General features: G+C 55.4%; 17 protein-coding genes and 2 tRNA genes. 4 read left to right on the top strand and 15 right to left on the bottom strand.

Annotation, left to right across the window (positions count from 1 at the left end; genetic code table 11):
* Window positions 1-147 precede the first annotated feature (147 nt).
* Window positions 148-223: transfer RNA gene (locus B347_RS0101785), tRNA-Gly, on the bottom strand.
* 2 nt (window positions 224-225) lie between these two features.
* Window positions 226-301, bottom strand: a tRNA-Glu gene (locus tag B347_RS0101780).
* A 381-nt stretch (window positions 302-682) separates the two neighbouring features.
* Here B347_RS0101780 and B347_RS0101775 point away from each other — a divergent pair.
* Window positions 683-1,441, top strand: coding sequence for a hypothetical protein (locus tag B347_RS0101775; protein ID WP_019408001.1), 759 nt, complete (start codon window positions 683-685; stop codon window positions 1,439-1,441).
* 210 nt (window positions 1,442-1,651) lie between these two features.
* Here the strand turns inward: B347_RS0101775 and B347_RS0101770 are convergent, their stop codons facing one another.
* Window positions 1,652-1,996, bottom strand: a complete 345-nt coding sequence (locus B347_RS0101770; protein ID WP_019408000.1) for a YggL family protein — start codon at window positions 1,994-1,996, stop codon at window positions 1,652-1,654.
* 230 nt (window positions 1,997-2,226) lie between these two features.
* Between B347_RS0101770 and dacB the strand changes: the two genes are divergently transcribed.
* Complete coding sequence (dacB, locus tag B347_RS0101765; protein ID WP_019407999.1) at window positions 2,227-3,693, top strand: D-alanyl-D-alanine carboxypeptidase/D-alanyl-D-alanine endopeptidase; 1,467 nt, start codon at window positions 2,227-2,229, stop codon at window positions 3,691-3,693.
* Window positions 3,694-3,805: 112 nt separating this feature from the next.
* Here the strand turns inward: dacB and rlmKL are convergent, their stop codons facing one another.
* On the bottom strand, window positions 3,806-6,076 hold the full coding sequence (gene rlmKL, locus B347_RS0101760) for a bifunctional 23S rRNA (guanine(2069)-N(7))-methyltransferase RlmK/23S rRNA (guanine(2445)-N(2))-methyltransferase RlmL (protein ID WP_019407998.1): 2,271 nt from the start codon (window positions 6,074-6,076) through the stop codon (window positions 3,806-3,808).
* A 541-nt stretch (window positions 6,077-6,617) separates the two neighbouring features.
* On the opposite strand from rlmKL, the gene rmf reads away from it, so the two are divergent.
* Window positions 6,618-6,833, top strand: a complete 216-nt coding sequence (rmf, locus tag B347_RS25715; protein WP_019827662.1) for a ribosome modulation factor — start codon at window positions 6,618-6,620, stop codon at window positions 6,831-6,833.
* 126 nt (window positions 6,834-6,959) lie between these two features.
* On the opposite strand, the gene B347_RS0101750 is transcribed toward rmf, so the two are convergent.
* From B347_RS0101750 to ppsA, 9 genes are all read right to left on the bottom strand, one after another.
* Window positions 6,960-7,985, bottom strand: coding sequence for a quinone-dependent dihydroorotate dehydrogenase (locus B347_RS0101750; RefSeq protein ID WP_019407996.1), 1,026 nt, complete (start codon window positions 7,983-7,985; stop codon window positions 6,960-6,962).
* A 121-nt stretch (window positions 7,986-8,106) separates the two neighbouring features.
* Window positions 8,107-9,084 carry an OmpA family protein gene (locus tag B347_RS0101745; protein ID WP_019407995.1) on the bottom strand — a complete coding sequence of 326 codons (978 nt, stop codon included), beginning with the start codon at window positions 9,082-9,084 and terminating at the stop codon, window positions 8,107-8,109.
* A gap of 106 nt (window positions 9,085-9,190) precedes the next feature.
* Complete coding sequence (sigX, locus tag B347_RS0101740) at window positions 9,191-9,781, bottom strand: RNA polymerase sigma factor SigX (protein WP_026013931.1); 591 nt, start codon at window positions 9,779-9,781, stop codon at window positions 9,191-9,193.
* Between the two features lie 93 nt (window positions 9,782-9,874).
* Complete coding sequence (locus B347_RS0101730) at window positions 9,875-10,699, bottom strand: mechanosensitive ion channel family protein (protein ID WP_019407993.1); 825 nt, start codon at window positions 10,697-10,699, stop codon at window positions 9,875-9,877.
* 2 nt (window positions 10,700-10,701) lie between these two features.
* Window positions 10,702-10,947, bottom strand: coding sequence for a hypothetical protein (locus B347_RS0101725; RefSeq protein ID WP_019407992.1), 246 nt, complete (start codon window positions 10,945-10,947; stop codon window positions 10,702-10,704).
* A 64-nt stretch (window positions 10,948-11,011) separates the two neighbouring features.
* Complete coding sequence (locus B347_RS0101720) at window positions 11,012-12,007, bottom strand: zinc transporter ZntB (protein ID WP_019407991.1); 996 nt, start codon at window positions 12,005-12,007, stop codon at window positions 11,012-11,014.
* A gap of 24 nt (window positions 12,008-12,031) precedes the next feature.
* Entirely contained in the window at window positions 12,032-12,523 is a 492-nt protein-coding gene (rraA, locus tag B347_RS0101715) for a ribonuclease E activity regulator RraA (protein WP_019407990.1), read from the bottom strand.
* A 186-nt stretch (window positions 12,524-12,709) separates the two neighbouring features.
* Window positions 12,710-13,663, bottom strand: a complete 954-nt coding sequence (locus B347_RS0101710; RefSeq protein WP_033386943.1) for an alpha/beta fold hydrolase — start codon at window positions 13,661-13,663, stop codon at window positions 12,710-12,712.
* Between the two features lie 104 nt (window positions 13,664-13,767).
* A complete protein-coding gene (ppsA, locus tag B347_RS0101705; RefSeq protein WP_026013930.1) occupies window positions 13,768-16,143 on the bottom strand; it encodes a phosphoenolpyruvate synthase in 2,376 nt (791 codons plus the stop codon).
* 178 nt (window positions 16,144-16,321) lie between these two features.
* Here ppsA and ppsR point away from each other — a divergent pair, with 178 nt between their 5' ends.
* On the top strand, window positions 16,322-17,140 hold the full coding sequence (gene ppsR / locus B347_RS0101700) for a posphoenolpyruvate synthetase regulatory kinase/phosphorylase PpsR (protein ID WP_019407987.1): 819 nt from the start codon (window positions 16,322-16,324) through the stop codon (window positions 17,138-17,140).
* Between the two features lie 79 nt (window positions 17,141-17,219).
* Here ppsR and prpD read toward each other — a convergent pair whose 3' ends face one another.
* A complete protein-coding gene (gene prpD / locus B347_RS0101695) occupies window positions 17,220-18,704 on the bottom strand; it encodes a 2-methylcitrate dehydratase (RefSeq protein WP_019407986.1) in 1,485 nt (494 codons plus the stop codon).
* A 208-nt stretch (window positions 18,705-18,912) separates the two neighbouring features.
* Window positions 18,913-20,103 carry a 2-methylaconitate cis-trans isomerase PrpF gene (gene prpF, locus B347_RS0101690; protein ID WP_019407985.1) on the bottom strand — a complete coding sequence of 397 codons (1,191 nt, stop codon included), beginning with the start codon at window positions 20,101-20,103 and terminating at the stop codon, window positions 18,913-18,915.
* Between the last annotated feature and the right edge of the window lie 5 nt (window positions 20,104-20,108).

Raw genomic sequence — 20,108 nt, 5'->3', positions numbered from 1 at the left:
CCGCCGTGAAAGGGCGGTGTCCTAGGCCACTAGACGAAGGGGACGTTGCCCGAAACGTACACTGTACATTTCAGTGCCAATCACATTAACCGAAGTTATTGTTTTGGCTTTCACTCAACTTCGCCCGAAAGCAAAGCTGCTTAAAAATGGAGCGGGAAACGAGACTCGAACTCGCGACCCCGACCTTGGCAAGGTCGTGCTCTACCAACTGAGCTATTCCCGCAATGGCGTCCCCTAGGGGACTCGAACCCCTGTTACCGCCGTGAAAGGGCGGTGTCCTAGGCCACTAGACGAAGGGGACACGCTACAACTTCACTGGTTACATGCGTTTGGCTGTTCGCTTTACGCTGCAATTGGCGCGCATTCTAGGGATGGTTTTGGAAGTCGTCAACCCCAATATGAAAATTTATTGAAATCAATGACTTCCCTCACCGAGAGGCTTTTTCTGACACCGTGTAGCGGCGGGCTCCTGGCGCCTATATTCCGGCATCCTACAAGGCGCTATGATTGGGAGGCTTGAGTGATGGCCATTTGTACCTATTGGAACTCCACCTTTTTATGGACAGTCAAAACCTTGGTCACACCCAAACAGCACAGTCAGAAAATGCCTATATAGCAGCACTGCCAGCAACACCATTCGCCGGCAGACCACTCTGAAGAGGTTTTAACGTTGACGCCCTCCATGATCGCCCTGCTTGTCGTCGCCGGAATCGTCCTATTGGTCGTCATCGGCTACATGATCCACGTGGTGGAACATAACAAAGTTGAAAAGGCCCGCCTGAGGGTTGAGCTCAATGACCGGACACGCCGCTGCAGCGAGGTCAACGAGACCTTTCCTGGCCAACTAATGACATCAGCACTCAAGCTGCTACTGACACGCCTTGAGCTCAACGCCACGCAGCGCCTGTTGCACCTGCAAAAATCCAACGCTTCATTAAAGGCCCGGGTTGCCGAGCTTGAAGCACTGGTTGCATTGGGTGATTCGATTCCGGTCAACAACCCTCCCCGCCCGATCCAGACAGAAGCTAGGGCTAAAGATGTGCGCTTTCTGCTGGAGACGTTGCACGGCCAAATCACCCGCGCAGCCAAGGACCGTGTACTAACAGCCAACGAAGCCAAACAATGGCTCAAGGAGATCCGCCATTTACTGGTGGCTGTGCATATAGAGTTCTTCAACAACCTGGGCCAGTTGGCGTTGCAACAAAACCAGCCCGGCCAGGCACGTCTAGCTTATGAACGCGCCGTTCAATATTTGCGCAAACAGCCTGATCTGACGCCGTATAACGAGTCGCTCAAAGCATTTGAAGCGCAATTGGCCCGCGCCAACGCCATCTTGACCAACCAACTCGAGCCCAGCACTGAAGAGGTCAACGAATTGACCGAAGGCCTTAAAACCGACGATGCCGAAGGCGACTGGAAGAAAAAAGCTATTTACGACTAAACGATTTGGTAGCCCTGCCCCCGTAGGAGCGAGCCGGCCCCTACGGGGGCCATGTGCAGTTCTTCAGTGAAAACTGATCACGCGACACCCACGCGAAATCACGCAAGGCTTTGCGGGCAGTTATCAAAAAAGGCTTCGAAACAGCGCCCAGAACGGGCCAAGGCAATAAATACACAAAGGCAGCCGCGCGGGCTGCCTTTGTGTTTGACGTCACGCTACCGGATTGATTGGCTTTTCCGGGTACCACACGTCGATCAGCGGGCTAACTTCAGCGTTGGTCAGCTCGGTGCGAGCTTTCAACCAGGCTTCTACAGCTGCACGCTGCTCTGCACTGACCGAACCGCGCTTTTGCAGGCAAACCAGACCGTAGTCATCGCCGCCAACATAGCCCAGACCGTTAGCTTCCATGGCTTCTTTCAAGAAAGCGTCAAGGAATGCGTCGATAGCTTCTTCCGACAGGTCTTCTTTGAAATCCAGGTTTAGCTCAAAACCCAGCTCCTGAAATTCATCAACGCACAGTTTTTTGCGCAGACGCTGGGAACGATTAGTAGCCATTGAACAATCCTCATAAGTAATTACGGGCGGCACTTTACCAGCTTAAGGCTACGACTGCCCGGTTCCGTGTGAACGGCTCATCGTTTTCTACTATAAATAAGCTATTGCCTGTCACACGCTAATGCACAAGCCCGATGACCTTCGGGCATAATGCCAACACTTTTATGACCATTGAGGGTCTTTTTTCATGCCCTCGTATTTTCCCCCTCGCCTGCAGGGTTTTACTTCAGATGATCAAATCTTTACGACCATTGCTTCTGGCCAGCCTGTTTTTGCCGCTCGCCTTCGGCGCCAATGCCGCCCCCGTCAACACCACCCTGTCGCCCAAAGTTCAACAAGCGCTTAAGACCAACAAGCTGCAAAACGATGCCCTATCGCTGGTATTGCTGCCGCTCACCGGCCCCGGTGTCCCGACCGTGTTCAATGCCGATGTGTCGATGAACCCGGCTTCCACCATGAAACTGGTGACCACGTACGCGGCCCTCGAAATGCTCGGCCCGACCCATCAGTGGAAAACCGAGTTCTATACCGATGGCACGCTTAATAACGGGATATTGCAAGGCAACCTCTACCTCAAGGGCGGCGGCGATCCCAAACTCAACATGGAAAAGCTCTGGCTGCTGATGCGCGACCTGCGTGCCAATGGCGTGCAGCAAGTGACCGGCGATCTGGTACTGGACCGCAATTTCTTCGAACAACCGCAATTGCCAGCGTTTAACGATGATGGCAACGACGAAAACAAACCGTTCCTAGTTAAGCCCGACGCGCTGATGGTCAACCTCAAGGCCCTGCGCTTTGTGGCACGCAACGACTCGGGCAAGGTACTCGTTTCGGTCGAACCGCCGATTGCAAGCATTCGCATCGACAATCAAGTCAAAGCCATCAACGCTAAACAGTGCAGTGGCGACGTGCGCTACAACCCCGTCACGCAGCCGGACGGCTCGGTCGTAGTCACCGTCAGCGGCCAATTGGCTGACGGCTGCAACTCCCAGACTTACCTGTCGTTGCTTGACCACGCGACTTACACCGCAGGCGCAGTGCGGGCCATCTGGAAAGAACTGGGCGGCAGTATTCAAGGCCAGGACCGTCAGGCCAGCGTGCCAAAAAGTGCTAAGTTGCTGGCTCGCGCCTACTCGCCAGATTTGGCCGAGATCATTCGCGACATTAACAAATACAGCAACAACACCATGGCTCAGCAACTCTTCCTGAGCCTCGGTGCGCAATTCCGTACAGACGCCGACGGTGATGACGCCAAGGCCGCACAGCGTGTTGTGCGCCAGTGGCTGGCCAAAAAAGGCATCACCGCGCCGCACCTGGTCATGGAAAACGGCTCTGGCCTGTCGCGCGCTGAACGTGTCAGCGCACGAGAAATGGCACAAATGCTCCAGGCGGCCTGGAAAAGCCCCTACGCTGCCGAGTTCATCAGTTCAATGCCGATTGCCGGTAAAGACGGCACCATGCGCAAACGCCTGAAAACCACCGCCATGAACGGCCAAGCCCATATCAAGACGGGCACCCTGAACACCGTTCGCGCCATTTCGGGCTTTAGCCGCGACAGCAACGGCGACACGTGGGCCGTTGTCGCCATCCTCAACGACCCTCGCCCTTGGGGTGCTTCCTCGATTCTCGACCAGGTATTGCTCGACCTGTATCGCCAGCCAGCAGTCGCTAACAGCGCAGTGTCCATCGCCCAGTAAGTTTTTTGCTGGGAGCTGGCTTTAGCGCTGAGGCGGGTATTTTTAGCAGGCCATAAAAAACGCCCCTGACCTTACGATCAGGGGCGTTTTTTTATGCCTGTATCAATACCCCTTAACGGGCCATGATTTTCCAAGCACGGTGGATTTTGCTATTGCGGGCAAAGTCAGGGTCGATGGTGCTAGCCGTAATTTCTTCAACGGCGTAACGCGCTTCCAAATGCTCATCGAGGATGAACTTGCGGAAGTTGTTCGAGAAGTACAGCACGCCGCCCGGCGCCAGACGCGCCATGGCCAAGTCCAGCAACTGCACATGATCGCGCTGGACGTCAAAGATGCCTTCCATGCGTTTGGAGTTGGAGAAGGTCGGCGGATCAATGAAGATCATGTCGTACTCTTCACGGCAGGCATCCAGCCACACCATCACATCGCCCTGCTCCAGACGGTTTTTGTCAGAAAAACCGTTCAATGACAGGTTGCGGCGCGCCCAGTCCAGATAGGTTTTCGACAAGTCAACGCTGGTGGTGCTGCGCGCGCCGCCTTTAGCTGCGTGCACGCTGGCAGTCGCGGTGTAGCAGTACAGATTGAGGAAACGCTTGCCAGCGGCCTCTTTCTGAATCCGCATACGCATTGGACGGTGATCCAGAAACAGGCCCGTGTCCAAGTAGTCGGTGAGGTTCACCAGCAGCTTCACGCCGCCTTCATTGACCTCGGTGAACTTGCCCTGCGCACTTTGACGCTCGTACTGCTTGGTGCCGCTCTGGCGCTCGCGACGCTTGACGATCACGCGGCTCTTGTCGATGTTCAGCGCCTGCGGGATGGCCGCCAGCGCATCAAACATACGGGCCGAGGCTTTTTCGGGATCAATGGATTTAGGCGCCGCGTATTCCTGGACGTGTACCCAGTCGTGGTACAGGTCGATGGCCATCGAGTATTCAGGCATGTCCGCATCGTAAACGCGGTAGCAATCAATGCCTTCACGCTTAACCCACTTGCTCAGCGCCTTGAGGTTCTTTTGCAGGCGGTTGGCAAACATCTGCCCGCCTTCGCTCAAGCGCGGCTGCTCGATCACCACCGGGGCCGGTTTGATCGGGTTACCGTTTTTGTTGAATTTCTCGTATTTGGTCGGTGCTTCGATATTGGACGGCAGGTCCGATTCGGCCTGCTCGCGCTCCGCCTGACGCTGCTCAGGAGTGCGACGCTCGCCGGTGACGAACTGGTCTGGCGTAACCTTGATCAACAGCAGCTTGCACGGCAAAGCGCCGTTCCAGAACGAATACTGTTTGTGGCTGCGAATACCCATGCGCTTGCCCAGGTCCGGGGCGCCAGTAAACACCGCAGCCTCCCAGTTCAAACACGCCTGACGCAGGCGCTCACCAAGGTTCTGGTAAAGGTAGAGCAAGCTTGCCTCATCACCCAGACGCTCGCCGTACGGAGGGTTGCAGATGACCAGGCCTTTTTGGTTTTGGTCAGGACGCGGCTCGAACGTCGCGACTTCGCCCTGATAAATCTTGATCCAGTGGCTCAGCCCCGCACGCTCGATGTTATTGCGCGCTGGCTGGATCAGGCGCGGGTCCGCCTCATAACCACGGATCCAGAGTGGCGGCTTGGCCATGCCAATTTCCGCACGCTCGGTCGCTTCTTCGTGAAGTTTTTTCCAGATGGCCGGGACGTGACCCAGCCACGCATCAAAACCCCAATGGATACGATTAAGGTTCGGCGCCATGTCGGCGGCGATCATCGCGCCCTCAACCAGGAACGTGCCCACACCGCACATCGGGTCAGCCAGTGCTGCACCTTCGGCCGCCATACGTGGCCAGCCAGCACGGATCAGAATCGCCGCCGCGAGGTTTTCTTTCAGCGGTGCAGCACCTTGCTGCAGACGGTAGCCGCGCTGGTGCAAGCTGCTGCCCGACAAGTCGAGGGACAGAATCGCTTCGCCACGGTCCAGACGTAGATGGATGCGTAGGTCAGGACTGAACTTATCAATCGACGGGCGCTCGCCAGATGGCGTGCGCAGCTTGTCGACGATGGCATCTTTCACTTTCAAAGCACCAAAGTGAGTGTTGTCGATGCCCGAGCCGTGCCCACTGAATTCAACGGCCAGTGTGCCGTCCGGGACCATATGGTCATGCCATTCAACGTCCAGTACGCCGTGATACAGGTCTTGCGCGTCCTTCATCGGGAAGCGCTTGAGTACCAGCAGCACACGGTTGGCCAGACGCGACCACAGGCACAGACGGTAGGCAGTTTCCATATCTGCCATGCCGCGAATGGCTGAGGTGTGCTCGCGGGCTTCCTCAAGACCAAGGCCGATAGCCTCCTCAAGGAGAAGGCCTTCAAGGCCTTTGGGGCAGGTAAGGAAGAGTTCGTAACGATCCGACATGGGATTCCTGAGCTTTTAGCTTTCTGTGAGGAGGCAACGCATTGCCTACTCCGTTTTCAATCAAGCGCTTTTCTTGAAGAGCGCTCGTGTGGCACGAAACTGTGCCGTTCCACTTCAACGACAGAACCCGCCATGATGCAAGGTGAGTCTAGACGCTGAAGCAGTTCATTCATTAAGAAACAATTAGTCATATCCAGACCCTTCGTCGAATAGTACCTGAGTGAAACCAGAGGCTATTCGCGACAGAGAATGAAACTCATCATCTTTGCAAGCGCTCGTCCTATCAGGCTTTAGTCGAACCCGAGCCTGAAAAAGCAGCTTTTCTTATGGCACTAACATCATTTTCGTTACGTCCTTATGACAAAACGATCATTCCATCATCTGAGTGCTTTGGTTAGAAATGGACTCAGGTTGTCGCCGCACAGGTGATAACGAAAAGGCTCGCCACGCCGGCAGCGAGCACCCAACGGCAGAACACTCTGCCCCGACCTCTGGTAGGTCGACGCTATAAAAAACAGTCAACAAGTGAGGGCAACACCCTATGAGAAGACTTAAGCGTGATCCGTTGGAAAAAGCTTTTTTACGCGGATATCAATATGGCGTTCATGGTAAATCCCGTGAGCTTTGCCCTTTTACTCTACCGTCGGTACGCCAAGCCTGGATTAACGGCTGGCGCGAAGGACGCGGCGACAACTGGGACGGTATGACTGGCACTGCGGGCATCCACAGACTCAACGAACTTCACGCCGTCGGTTAATACCGGGCACGTAACACCACCACGAAGCTGCAACGATTTAACCTTGCCGTCCTATCCAGGCGGCGGGCTTCGGCCCAAGGGCTCCTTAGAGGAGCCCTTTTTTATGCCTGTTTTTAGCTGTGCTGCTTATTGGCGGCCCAAGGATGAAATGGCATCAACCGACTCACGAATCAAAGCCGGTCCTTTGTAGATGAACCCCGAGTAAATTTGCACCAGGCTGGCACCTGCGGCGATTTTCTCAGCCGCATGCTTGCCTTCAGTAATACCGCCTGCGGCGATGATCGGCATCCGCCCCGCCAACTCAGCGGCAAGCACTTTGACCGTATGGGTGCTTTTTTCCAGCACTGGAGCGCCAGACAAACCGCCCGCTTCGTCACCGTGCGCCAAACCTTCTACGCCGACGCGGCTAAGCGTGGTATTGGTCGCAATCACAGCATCCATACCGGTCTCTAGCAGCGCCTGAGCCACGAGAACGGTTTCTTCGTCTGTCATGTCAGGCGCGATCTTAATCGCCAGAGGTACGCGCTTACCGTGGCGTTGCGTGAGTTCGTTCTGACGCAGCTGTAAGGCTTCGAGCAATTGCTTGAGCGAATCCCCAAACTGCAAGCTGCGCAGACCCGGCGTGTTAGGTGAGCTGACGTTGACGGTCACGTAGCTGGCGTAGGCGTAAACCTTGTCTAGGCAAATCAGGTAATCATCAACGGCACGCTCAACCGGCGTGTCGAAGTTTTTGCCGATATTGATCCCCAAGATGCCGGTGTATTTGGCCGCCTGTACACGGTTCAACAAATGATCAACGCCAAGGTTGTTGAACCCCATACGATTGATGATTGCCTGCGCTTCAGGCAATCGAAAAATACGCGGCTTGGGATTGCCCGGCTGAGGACGCGGGGTCACCGTGCCGACTTCAACAAAACCAAAACCCAATTGGGCGAAGCCATCGATGGCTGCACCGTTTTTATCCAGACCTGCGGCCAGCCCGACCGGGTTTGGAAAGTTTAGCCCCATGACTGTCACTGGCAGCTTCGCCGGTGCCTTGCACAACAAACCATTAAGCCCCAGACGGCCGCCCGCGCCGATCAAGTCCAAGGACAGATCGTGAGAGGTTTCAGGGGAAAGTTTGAAAAGCAGCTGGCGGGCCAGGTTATACATGGGCGCAATGGACTCTAAAGATAACGGAAAGAGGGCGCGATTATAGCTGCGACACCCGGCAAATCACAGGCAAAGAAAAACCCGGCCTAAGCCGGGTTTTTCTGATCAAGCGAGCTAAAAATTACTTAGCTTGAGCTTGAACAACTGCTTCTACGCGACGGTTCAGAGCACGACCTTCATCAGTCGAGTTGGTAGCGATTGGATCAGCTTTACCGTGGCCAACTGCGTCTACACGACCAGCAGAAACACCTTGCTGAACCAGAGCTTGACGCACAGAGTCAGCACGACGCTGCGACAGCTTCTGGTTGTAAGCATCGGTACCGACGCTGTCAGTGTAACCATTCACAGTAGTGTTGGTTGCTGGGTACTGCTGCATGAACTGAGCAACGTTCTTGATGTCTGGCAGGTACTGAGACTTAACAACTGCTTTGTCGAAGTCGAACTTAACGTCCAGCTCAACTTTAACAACTTCAGCGATCGGAGCTTCTGGTTCTGGCTCAGCGATTGGTGCTGGAGCTGGAACTGGAGCCGGAGCTACTTTGCCGCCGCTGCCGCCGAAGTTAACACCCAGGCCAACGGTAGGAGCGTAGTCCCACTTGCCGTTGTCCAGTTTGTAGTCAGCTTCAACGCCTGCACGGGCGAACAAGTTGTCAGTGATGTACCACTTAACGCCAGCGCCGGCAGTCAGGAAAGTCGACTTGTCGCGACCGCTGTGGCCGTCAGCTTCTACGTTGGTCATGCTCTTGTGAGCAACGCCACCGGAAACGTATGGACGCAGTGCGTCACCTACGGTGCCGAAGTGGTACTGAGCGTTCAGACCAAAGTTGTCGCCTTTGATTTTCTGATGGCCAGTGCCGTCGTTCGAACGGGTGTGGTTAGTGGTGTCGTAGGTCAGGTTCAACGAAACGTCGTCGGTCAGGAAGTAACCGATCGATGCGCCTGGGTTGTAACCGTCTTCTACGTGCTTGACGCTGTCGTTGTACTGTTTTTTGTAGAACAGTTCACCCTCGACCGCGCCTTGGCCTTGTGCCAGGGCACCGAACGAAGTTGCGGCTACAAAGGAACCAATGGCAATGCCCAAGGTGTTTTTCAGTTTCATCCGTTAAATCCCCATCTGGTGATTGTAAAGCAGTCCCACATACCGGGGGACAACTCGGCGGCAAGTCTATCAGACCTTACCTACACGTAGATCCATTTGCACTGAACTAAGTTTCAGCAATACCTGCAAATTTCTCACGCAATTTATCAAGAGCACGCTTGTATCTCATCTTCGTCGCGCTCAAACCCATATGCATTATGTCTGCGATTTCCTGAAATTCCAGTTCTGCGACAAAACGCAGCACTAAAATTTCGCGATCAATCGGGTTCACATGCACCAACCAGCGATCAAGTCCGCCCTTTTCCTCAGGTTTCGGCGCCTTTTCCTCAGACGCTTCCTCAAGGGGGTCAATACTTAATGCGTCCATCAAGCGACGCTTTCGCCGTTCTTTCCGATACTGTGTGATGCATTCGTTGTAAGTGATGCTATATAGCCATGTCTTGAATTTCGATTTGCCCTCAAAATTCTTCAAGCCGTACAGCACCTTAAGCATCACTTCCTGACAGACATCATCAGCGTCCCTATCGTTCCCTAAATACCTTGAACAAACGTTGAACAAAGTGCGTTGATAGCGACGCATCAATTCTTCATAAGCACGTGTAACGTGGAACAACTCATCATGCGCGCGCGCAACCAACTCCTCATCAGAGAGCTCACGGGGGTCGTAGCGCATGGACAGCGGTTGGGCTTTATTCAAAACGAGTCGTGCCGACAGTCAGGTCAATGGCCACCGTATCAACCTCAGAAGCAGGCGTTTTTACGGCGGCATACATTAGCAGGGTTTGCCGCATTAGCGACTGGTCACATGCTGCTCCAGCAAAATCCGATTGGAAATTGAGACTAGCTCACCTTCCTCGGTCAGCAATGTGGTTTTAACCGTGCCGATCTCTTCGATCTGCCCTTCGACCTCGCCAACTCGCACTTCTTGCCCCACCTGATACAACTCACGCACATAGATCCCGGCAAGAATCTGCCCGGCAATTTCACGACTTCCCAGCCCCATCGCTAAGGCGACAGCCAGACCAACGGTAATCAACACAATCACAATCACATGGTTCAGGAGGTCGGTTTTAACCTCTAACTGACTAATTGCGACCGAAATACTGATGATGATGACCAAGCCCTGCGCCACACGTCCCAAGCCGCTTGCGTAATCAAAGCCGACACTTTCGGCAGCACCACGCACTAAACCATTGAGCAGTTGTGCTACCAGCACACCCGCTAGCAACACTAGCAGCGCGCCAAACACCTTGGGCAAATAAACCGTAAAAATATCCAGTGCTGCAGAAACGCGATCCAGGCCCAGCGATTGAGCCGCTGACACCAGAAAGACCAGCAGGATGAACCAATAGACAATTTTTCCGATCAAGGTCGAGATGGGCACCTTGATGCCCACACGCGCCAGGATCTTGGTCAGGCCAGTGCCACCCATGAGGCGGTCAAGGCCCAGTTTTGCAAGCAATTTCGACAGCAAGGTATCAAGCAGTTTGGCAACCACGAAACCTAGCAGTACGACCACCAGCGCCCCGAAAAGGTTCGGAATGAAGTTGGCTATTTTAGTCCACAAGGCAGTCATTGCCGTGACCAGGCTCTGGGTCCAGAGATCAAGTTCCATGTTCAATCAGCCTTATCAACAGGGCGAGCAGCAGGTTTGCGCCGCGAAACGGGCGCAATATGAGCGGAACCGCTATTCAAAGCAATCGTCAGTGCTTGCATCCAGCGACCCGGCAAACTGAAAAGGTCACCCGCGCCAACCTGTCGGTTAGCGGTTTTCAGAACTCGACCCAAACACGCATCGTCGTCTCGGGTGGACGATGGCGCCTTGAGCATTTCACGCAACGACTGTTCAAACGGATCGTGCATAAGCACCTCTCGGTATGTCTGTGAAAGACGCAGGCTATTTACATCGGGTCACATTCACGCGTGTTCACAGCCACTGCAAACGGCGATAAAACCACCACTGCCCCAAACCAATAACCAGCATCACAGCGCACATCACGGCAAAACCATAAGGGTTATCGGAGAACGGCACACCGCCTACGTTGATCCCCAACAAGCCGGTCATAAAGGTAATCGGCAAGAAGATCCCGGTGAGCACACCAAAGCGGTACATGATGCGACTCATACGCACATTCAAACGACGATCTACCGCCTCAAGAACCAGCCCCACGCGCTCGCGGGTCAGTTCGAGCTCTTCGAGATAGCGCGTCAGACTGTTGTTGAGTTCGTTCCAGTAATCAGCCACATCGCTGCTGAACCACGGTAGTTTTGTACGCGTTAGCTGACCGAAAATATCACGCTGGGGTGCCAGAAAACGGCGCAAGCCTGCTGCCCTGCGGCGGATCTGCAAAATAGCGCTGTGTTCAGGGGTATACCGTTCGTCGGCATCTATTTTATCTTCTTCGTCATCGACGATTTCAGACAGCTCACCGATCAAATCCTGAACTTTCAGCGTCAGGTACTGAGCGAGGTAAAGCATCAGTTCAGCGGGGTTTTTTGGACCTTCGCCATGCTCGAAGTCACTCAGCATTTCATCAATCGCGCGCAACGGCCGAAAGCGCAACGAAATGACCCGTTGCGAACTGCCGAAAATACGCAGCGACACCATGTCTTCAGGCTCGGCACCTGGATTGAGGTTCACCCCGCGCAAAAACAGCAAGAGCTCGTTATCGGGCAATGGCAGCAAGCGTGGACGGGTGTTTTCTTCAAGCAGCAAGTCGCAGCTGAAATCGCTCAAACCGCTCGAAGTGCGTAACCAGCTCTGGGTTTGCGGGTGACTGCGATCCCAGTGCAACCAAAGGCTTTCATGGCTTTTAAGCTCAAGGTCATTCAGGTCGGAGCGCGAAATGGGCCGCGCACCGCCCTCACCGTCCAGCAGCAGGGCATGCACCAGCCCCCACTGCGCGTTGTCTTCCTCAAACATCCGTGATCCTTGTCGTCAAAGCGTTTAGTCGGGCATTTTCAGCGCAGAAGGCGAAATAATAACGCCATTGTTATCCGCATAAATGAATTCTCCCGGGCGGAACGTGACGCCTGCAAACGTGACAGCCACGTTCAAGTCACCGATCCCGCGCTTGTCAGTCTTCAACGGGTGACTGGCCAAGGCCTGAACGCCAAGGTCTGTTTGCGCTATGACGTCCACGTCGCGAATGCAGCCGTAAATCACCAACCCTTCCCAGCCATTTTTGGCCGCTTTTTCAGCCAGCATGTCACCCAACAGGGCTCGACGCAGGGAACCACCCCCATCCACCACCAAGACCTTGCCATTGCCCTTAAGCTCGACCTGGTCTTTGACCAGCGAGTTATCTTCAAAGCATTTGATGGTCACAATCTCGCCACCAAAGGAGTCACGCCCGCCAAAGTTACTGAACATGGGCTCCAGCACCTGCACCAGCTCAGGGTAGGCATCGCACAAATCGGGAGTGATGTAGTGGTTCATGAAAAAGCTCCTGTTAAAAGGTAGGCGCAACGAGGGTTGCTAACGTTATAGACGTTCTGATGGAAGCTGCCTTTATAGATGACCCAGAGGACCAATCGACCAAGCACTCACACAATATGACTATAAGAAGCTGATTCGTCAGATATTAGCCGCAACCTTTACCGATCGAAACCCCGACAACACGTATCAGCGCGTTTCATCCTGTGCCAGCCAATCAAGTACCAATGGCCAGACCTCTTGTTGAGCCGCCGGACTTACCAACATCTCGACGTGACCAAAGTCAGAGCTGAATGTCTGCCCGCGCGCCAAAGAGACAAACGTGCGCTGCGCAGAGCCTAACTGGTCATACAATTTACGGCATGCCCACTCAGGCGTTACCCGATCACCTTGCGCAGCCACTACCAGCGCAGGCAATTGGACCTCAGCCAGCCCGGCCCACCAATCCCGCTCAGCGTCTTTGAAACGGCCCAGAAAGCCATTCCAGCGCAAGGTTTCAAGGGCGATGCTGACAGGTTCGTCTTCCGGCCCGCGTTTGAGCCGTGTGCCCGACAAGTGCGTAAAACGCTTCAACAGCAGATAAGCGCACCATTGCACCGGCGCAATTTTCAGTGACCAATAACGACGGTTGATCTGGCAGCCAAAAAACGCGACCGAGGCCACGTCATCCGCCTCCAGATACTGACCACCCAGGGCCGCAGCCAGACTGATAGCCCCTTGAGAGTGGCCGATCCAGTGCGGCACTTGCCCGCTTTGCTCACGCACAAACGCACTGATGGCCGGCAAATCGTAGCGGGCATAGTCAGCCACGCGATTTCTGGCCCAGTGAATATTGCGCGACGACAGCCCATGCCCGCGCATTTCGGGCAGCCACACATCAAAGCCTGCACGCGCCAAAAACGCGCCCAGCCCGACACCTTTGGGCGAGTACCAGAAACGTCGATTGGAAAAGCTGCCGTGTAACAGGATAACCGGCACGCCCCGCACCTGGCTGGCGTCGGCCATGCCCAGGCGGGTGACCACCAACTCCACGGAAATATCCGGGCTGTTAGCGGGCTTCAAGCGATAAACGTCTTCGCTCAGATCCCCCCGACGCTCAGCGCTAATCAGGGCAACGGGAAAAAGATGACTGCTGCTTTGCATAATGCTCTTGCACAAAAAAGGGCGAATCCACATCGGAACTCGCCCTAAAACTGCTTATAAAGAGCAGAACTGCCTGATGGCAGCCCTGCCCTTCTCTCAACGACTCAAGCCTGGGCTTGACCTTCTGCCAAGAAGAACCAGGTTTCCAGCACGGTGTCCGGGTTCAGCGACACACTTTCAATGCCCTGCTCCATCAACCACAGCGCCAGATCCGGGTGGTCGGATGGTCCTTGGCCGCAAATACCGATGTATTTGCCTGCCTTGTTGCACGCCTGAATAGCGTTGGACAGCAGCTTCTTAACCGCCGGGTTACGCTCATCGAACAAGTGCGCGATCACACCCGAGTCACGGTCCAGCCCCAGGGTCAGCTGAGTCAGGTCGTTGGAGCCGATCGAGAAGCCGTCGAAGAATTCAAGGAACTCCTCAGCCAGAATCGCGTTGGACGGCAGTTCACACATCATGATGATGCGCAGACCATTTTCACCGCGTTTGAGGCCGTTTTCAGCCAGCAAGTCGATCACCTGGCTTGCTTCGCCCAAGGTGCGCACGAATGGCACCATGATTTCGACGTTGGTAAAGCCCATGTCGTTGCGCACACGCTTGAGGGCGCGGCATTCGAGTTCGAAGCAATCGCGGAAGTTTTCGCTGATGTAACGCGAAGCACCACGGAAGCCCAGCATCGGGTTTTCTTCTTCCGGCTCGTACAACTTGCCGCCGATCAGGTTCGCGTATTCATTGGACTTAAAGTCCGACAGACGCACGATCACTTTCTTCGGAGTAAACGCGCCAGCGAGGGTGCTGATCCCTTCAACCAGTTTGTCGACGTAGAAATCGACTGGATCGTTGTAGCCAGCAATGCGCTTATCGACGCTGTCTTTGATTTCTTGTGGCAAACCGTCGTAGTTCAGCAACGCCTTAGGGTGCACGCCGATCATACGGTTGATGATGAACTCCAGACGGGCCAAGCCCACACCGGCGTTCGGCAACTGTGCGAAGTCAAATGCACGGTCCGGGTTACCCACGTTCATCATGATTTTGAACGGCAGTTCCGGCATGGCATCAACCGAGTTTTTCTTGATGTCGAAGCCCAGTTCGCCCTCAAAGATAAAACCGGTATCGCCTTCGGCACAGGAAACCGTCACGCCCTGGCCGTCTTTCAACAGCTGAGTGGCATTACCGCAACCCACTACAGCGGGGATGCCCAGCTCTCGCGCAATGATCGCAGCGTGGCAAGTACGGCCGCCGCGGTTGGTCACGATGGCGCTGGCGCGCTTCATAACCGGTTCCCAGTCTGGGTCGGTCATGTCCGATACCAGCACGTCGCCCGGTTGGACTTTGTCCATCTCGGAGACGTCTTTAATGATGCGAACCTTGCCAGCGCCAATACGCTGGCCAATCGCGCGACCTTCCACCAGCACAGTGCCGGTTTCTTTAAGCAGGTAGCGCTCCATCACGTTGGCCTGGGTACGGCTTTTCACGGTTTCAGGACGGGCCTGAACGATGTACAGCTTGCCGTCATCGCCGTCTTTGGCCCACTCGATATCCATCGGGCACTTATAGTGCTTCTCGATGATCATCGCTTGCTTGGCCAGTTCGCTTACTTCAGCGTCGGTCAGGCAGAAACGCTCGCGATCGGCCTTCTCAACGTCGATCACCTTGACCGACTTACCGGCCTTGGCTTCGTCGCCGTAAATCATCTTGATGGCTTTGCTGCCCAGGTTGCGGCGCAGAATGGCAGGACGACCGGCTTCCAGGGTTTGCTTATGAACGTAAAACTCGTCCGGGTTTACCGCGCCCTGGACGACGGTTTCGCCCAGGCCGTAGGCGCCAGTGATAAACACCACGTCACGGAAGCCCGACTCTGTGTCTAGAGTGAACATCACACCCGCAGTGCCGGTTTCGGAGCGCACCATGCGCTGCACGCCTGCCGACAGGGCGACCAGTTTGTGGTCAAAGCCTTGGTGCACGCGGTAGGAAATCGCACGGTCATTGAACAAGGAGGCAAACACCTCTTTGGCCGCACGGATCACGTTTTCAACGCCACGGATGTTCAGGAAGGTTTCTTGCTGGCCGGCAAAGGAGGCATCCGGCAAGTCTTCGGCAGTGGCCGAAGAGCGCACGGCGACGGCCATGTCAGGGTTGCCTTGAGACAGAGAGGCAAAGGCAGTACGAATTTCAGCGTTGAGTTTCTCAGGGAACTCAGCTTCCATGATCCATTGACGGATCTGGGCGCCGGTCTTGGCCAAGGCATTCACGTCATCAACATCCAGCGCGTCCAGCGCTGCATGGATCTGATCGTTCAAGCCGCTCAGCTCAAGAAAATCACGGTAAGCCTGGGACGTCGTTGCAAAACCACCGGGAACCGAAACGCCAGCGCCTGCCAGGTTGCTGATCATCTCGCCGAGGGATGCGTTCTTGCCCCCTACGTGCTCCACATCATGGACGCCGAGCTTATCGAGGGAAACTACGTACTCTACCAAGGTGATCTCTCCACTAACTGTGTTGGGAAAAGCTCAGGGCGCTGGACACTCATCTCTGGAGCATCTCAGCGTTTGTGGCCTGGACCTGGAAAATAAGTGACACTGCCTGCCATTCAGGGCGACAAAATCGCGCCTATCATATCCAAGAAACGTCACCAGCTTAAGGCCCAAGGCGCAAATGAAACGATCTGCTTTCTTTATTTCCGACGGCACCGGCATTACAGCCGAGACCCTCGGTCAAAGTTTGTTGGCACAATTTGAAAATGTGACCTTCAGCAAATTCACACGCCCTTACATCGATAGCGTAGAAAAAGCGCGGGTAATGGTACAACAAATCGATAACGCCGCCGAAAAAGACGGCCTTCGCCCGATCATCTTCGACACTATTGTCAATCAGGATATTCGCGAGATCCTGGCCACTTCCAATGGCTTCATGATCGACATCTTTTCCAGTTTCCTAGCGCCACTTGAACAAGAACTGGCTGAGCACTCTTCATACTCGGTCGGCAAATCGCACTCTATTGGCCACAACTCCAATTACATGGAGCGTATCGAGGCGGTGAACTTTGCCCTCGACAACGATGACGGCGCGCGCACCCACAAATACGACAAGGCCGACCTGATTCTGGTGGGCGTGTCGCGTTGTGGCAAAACCCCGACGTGCTTGTACATGGCCATGCAATTTGGCATTCGGGCGGCCAACTACCCGTTGACCGAAGACGACATGGAAAACCTCAAGTTGTCACCGGCCCTGCGCCAGCACAAACACAAACTGTTCGGCCTGACCATCGACCCCGACCGTTTGACGGCCATTCGTAACGAGCGCAAACCCAATAGCCGTTACTCCAGTTTTGCCCAGTGCGAGTTTGAAGTTCGCGAGGTTGAGCGCCTGTTCCAACGTGAAAACATCCCACACATCAACTCCACGCATTTCTCGGTCGAAGAAATCTCGGCCAAGATCCTGGTCGAGAAAGGCGTAGAAAGACGTTTCAAATGAATCTAGCAACAAGCTGCAAGGTGAAAGCCAGATGGCGCAGTGCCTGCTTTTACTTGCAGCTTGTAGCTTGCAACTGTTCTTACTGCTCGAAGAGTCCTACAAATGTGTGAACCGGCGTCGCCTCAAGCTTCGCCTGGTCTTTGCACAGTTCAAAAATCTGCTGGCAGCGCTGGGCTACAAAACGCGTCGCCAGGTTGGCCTTGAACTTATCTTCCAGCAACGGAATACCCTCTGCCCGGCGCCGACGATGGCCAATCGGGTACTCCACCACCACTTGCTCGGTGCGGGTCCCGTCTGTGAAGAACACCTGAATCGCGTTGGCAATCGAGCGTTTGTCGGCTTCCAGGTATTCGCGGGTGTAGCGCGGCTCTTCGACGATGACCATCTTCTCGCGCAATTCATCGATGATCGGGTGCGCCGCGTGAAAGTCGTCTTCGTACTGCTCGGCCACCAGATTGCCAAACGCCAGCGGTACGGCGGTCATGTATTGAATGCAGTGATCACGGTCCGCCGGGTTGGCCAATTTGCCTTGCTTGGAAATAATCCGAATCGCTGATTCGTGGGTTGTAATCACGATTCTGTCGATCTCGTGCAGGCGGTCCTTGACCTGCGGGTGCAAGGTCACCGCCGCCTCGCAGGCAGTTTGTGCATGAAACTCAGCTGGAAAACTGATTTTGAACAGCACGTTCTCCATCACATACGTGCCGTAAGGCTGCGACAGGCTGAACTGGCGCTGAGCATCGGGCTTGAGCGCCAGGTCCTTGTTGGTGTGGCTGAACAAGACGTCGTAAAAACCCCATTGCGGCGCCGTCAGCACACCGGGAATACCCATCTCACCGCGTAGCGCAATACCAGCCAAGCGCACGCCCCGGCTTGATGCATCGCCCGCCGCCCAGGATTTTCGCGATCCGGCATTCGGCGCGTGGCGATACGTACGCAACGCCTGACCATCAACAAACGCATGCGACAGCGCCGACAATAACTGCTCGCGGTTCGCGCCCATCAACATGGCGCACACCGCCGTCGAAGCGACTTTAACCAGCAACACATGATCCAGCCCGACACGATTAAATGAGTTTTCCAGGGCAATGACGCCTTGAATCTCATGCGCCATGATCATCGCTTCAAGTACCGCGCGCACCGTCAACGGCGCCTCGCCATTGGCCACGCGCTTTTGCGAGAGGTGATCGGCCACCGCCAGAATCCCGCCCAGATTGTCCGATGGATGCCCCCACTCCGCCGCAAGCCAGGTGTCGTTGTAATCCAGCCAGCGCACGATGCAGCCGATGTCCCATGCGGCTTTCACCGGATCCAGGCGAAAAGACGTACCAGGCACACGGGCGCCGAACGGCACCACCGTGCCCTCGACAATAGGCCCCAGATGCTTGGTGCATTCAGGAAAACGCAGTGCCAGCAGGCCGCAGCCCAAGGTGTCCATCAGACAGTTACGGGCGGTGTTCAGGGCTTCCTGGGAAGTGATGCGGTACGTCAGGACGTAGTCGGCAATGTCCTGCAAAACCTGGTCATAGTCGGGACGGTTGTTGAGGTCGACGTTGGCGCTCATGTGGATTGACTCCATTTGGGTGAGTGAGTGTCGTGCTCCATCCTCAGGGTCAGGCTAGTGTTTACGGCAGGTCTAAATGCCCGCTTTGAAATACAGTCTTGCTTTTGTGGGAGCGGGCTTGCTCGCGATAGCATCACCGCAACTCATCAGATAAACCAAGTCGCCTGCATCGCGAGCAAGCCCGCTCCCACAAGGGTTGTGACCAACCTTAAAAACTATCGCCCGGCACCCGCACCCAACCTTCCATCAAGACCCGCGCACTGCGGCTCATGATGGCTTTGGTCACGGTCCATTCGCCGTCTACTTGCCGGGCCTCGGCGCCAACGCGCAACGTGCCCGATGGATGACCAAAGCGCACAGCGCTGCGTAATGCGCCGCCCGCCGCTAGGTTAACCAACGTGCCCGGAATGGCTGCCGCTGTGCCAATTGCAACCGCCGCGGTGCCCATCATCGCGTGGTGCAACTTGCCCATCGACAAGGCACGCACCAGCAAGTCCACATTTTGTGCACTCACGGGCTTGCCGCTCGATGACACGTAATCCACAGGCCCGGCCACAAACGCGACTTTTGGCGTGTGCTGACGCTTGGCCGCGTCTTCCAGCGTGTCGATCAACCCCATGCGCAACGCACCATGGGCGCGAATGGTTTCGAACATGGCCAGTGCTTTCGGGTCGCTGTTGATGTCGTTTTGCAACTCGGCTCCGGTATAACCGATAGCCTGCGCGTTGACGAAAATCGTCGGAATACCGGCATTGATCATCGTCACTTTCAAGCTGCCCACGCCCGGCACTTCCAGGTCGTCCACCAGATTGCCAGTGGGAAACATCGAACCGCCTGCACCCTCTTCATCGGCTGCTGGATTGAGAAATTCCAGTTGAACTTCTGCCGCCGGAAACGTAACCCCATCTAGCTCGAAATCGCCGGTTTCCTGCACCGCGCCGTCGGTGATGGGCACATGCGCGATGATGGTTTTGCTGATGTTGGCTTGCCAGATACGCACCACGGCGGTGCCGTTGCGGGGGATGCGGCTCGCGTCCACCAAGCCGCTGCTGATGGCAAAGGAGCCAACCGCCGCCGAAAGATTGCCGCAGTTACCACTCCAGTCCACAAAAGGCTTGTCGATCGAGACCTGACCAAACAGGTAGTCGACGTCATGGTCCGCGTGCAGACTTTTACTGACGATCACGGTTTTGCTGGTGCTAGAGGTGGCGGCGCCCATGCCGTCGATTTGCTTCTCGTACGGGTCCGGGCTGCCGATCACCCGCAGCAACAAGGCATCCCGGGCCGCACCCGGCACCTGAGCCTGCGCCGGCAAGTCGAGCAGGCTGAAGAACACGCCCTTACTGGTCCCGCCCCGCATATACGTCGCCGGGATTTTGATTTGCGCTGCATAAGCCATGAATA

The organism is Pseudomonas psychrophila HA-4 (assembly GCF_000282975.1).
In the GTDB taxonomy this organism is placed as follows: Bacteria; Pseudomonadota; Gammaproteobacteria; order Pseudomonadales; family Pseudomonadaceae; genus Aquipseudomonas; species Aquipseudomonas psychrophila_A.
The sequence above is the reverse complement of the archived record's forward strand: the minus strand, read 5'-3'. Positions and strand labels throughout refer to the sequence as shown.